The sequence below is a fragment of the Arthrobacter sp. 10N43 genome (assembly GCF_056394525.1).
In genome coordinates, this window is sequence record NZ_JBFTIA010000037.1 from 1 (window position 1) to 1367 (window position 1367).

The 1367-nt window shown below is 66.0% G+C and carries 1 pseudogene; it reads right to left on the minus strand.

The features are described from left to right. Positions 1-1367, minus strand: a pseudogene (locus tag AC1DDO_RS23000) (pyruvate dehydrogenase (acetyl-transferring), homodimeric type); the annotation flags it as partial.

Below are 1367 nucleotides of genomic sequence, written 5' to 3' on the forward strand. Positions count from 1 at the left end.
TCCGGGGAGTCCATGCCGGGGTGGTAGTACGGGGGCCGGTAGAGGTCCGCTTCGAGCTGGTCGTCCGTGATCGGGATGCGCAGGTGGTCGCGGAAGGCCTTGAGGTCCGCGAGGGTGAGCTTCTTCATCTGGTGGGTCGCGTTGCGGCCCTCGAAGTGGGTGCCCAGGCCGTAGCCCTTGACCGTGTGGGCCAGGATGACGGTGGGTTTGCCCTTGAACTCGGTCGCGGCCTTGTACGCGGCGTAGACCTTGTTGTAGTCGTGGCCGCCGCGCTTGAGGTTCCAGATCTGGTCATCGGTGAGGTCCTGGACCATTTCCTTGGTCTGCGGGGTCTTGCCGAAGAAGTGCTCGCGGACGAACGCGCCGGACTCGGCCTTGTAGGTCTGGTAGTCCCCGTCGACGGTCTCGTTCATGATCTTCACCAGCGAGCCGTCCTCGTCCTTGGCCAGCAGGTCATCCCACTCCCGGCCCCAGACGACCTTGATCACGTTCCAGCCCGCGCCGCGGAAGAACGCCTCGAGTTCCTGCATGATCTTGCCGTTGCCGCGGACCGGTCCGTCCAGGCGCTGGAGGTTGCAGTTGATCACGAAGTTCAGGTTGTCCAGCTTGTCGTTCGCGGCGAGCTGGAGCAGSCCGCGGGACTCGGGCTCGTCCATTTCCCCGTCGCCCAGGAACGCCCAGACCTGCTGGTCGGAGGTGTCCTTGATGCCGCGGTTGTGCAGGTACCGGTTGGACTGGGCCTGGTAGATCGCGTTCATCGGCCCGATGCCCATGGAGACCGTGGGGAACTCCCAGAACTCCGGCATGAGGCGCGGGTGCGGGTAGGAGGAGAGGGCGTGGCCCTCCTTGGACTTCTCCTGCCGGAAGCCGTCCATATCCTCCTCGGAGAGCCGGCCTTCCATGAAGGCCCGGGCGTACATGCCGGGGGAGGCGTGGCCCTGGAAGAAGACCTGGTCCCCGCCGCCGGGGTGGTCCTTGCCGCGGAAGAAGTGGTTGAAGCCGACCTCGTACAGCGTCGCGGCCCCGGCATAGGTCGAGATGTGCCCGCCCACGCCGATATCGGCCCGCTGCGCCCGGTGCACCATCACCGCGGCGTTCCAGCGCAGCCAGGCCCGGTACTTGCGCTCGATCTCCTCATCGCCGGGGAACGGGGCCTCCTGGTCCACCGGGATGGTGTTGACGTAGTCCGTGGTGGTGACCATCGGAACACCCACGCTCTGCGCCCCGGCCCGCTGGAGCAGGCTGCGCATGATGTACTGGGCACGCTCGGTGCCCTGTTCCTGAATCAGCGCATCCAGGGACTCCAGCCACTCGGCGGTCTCTTCCGGATCACGATCAGGCAGCTGGTTTGTCAACCCGCTGAGGAT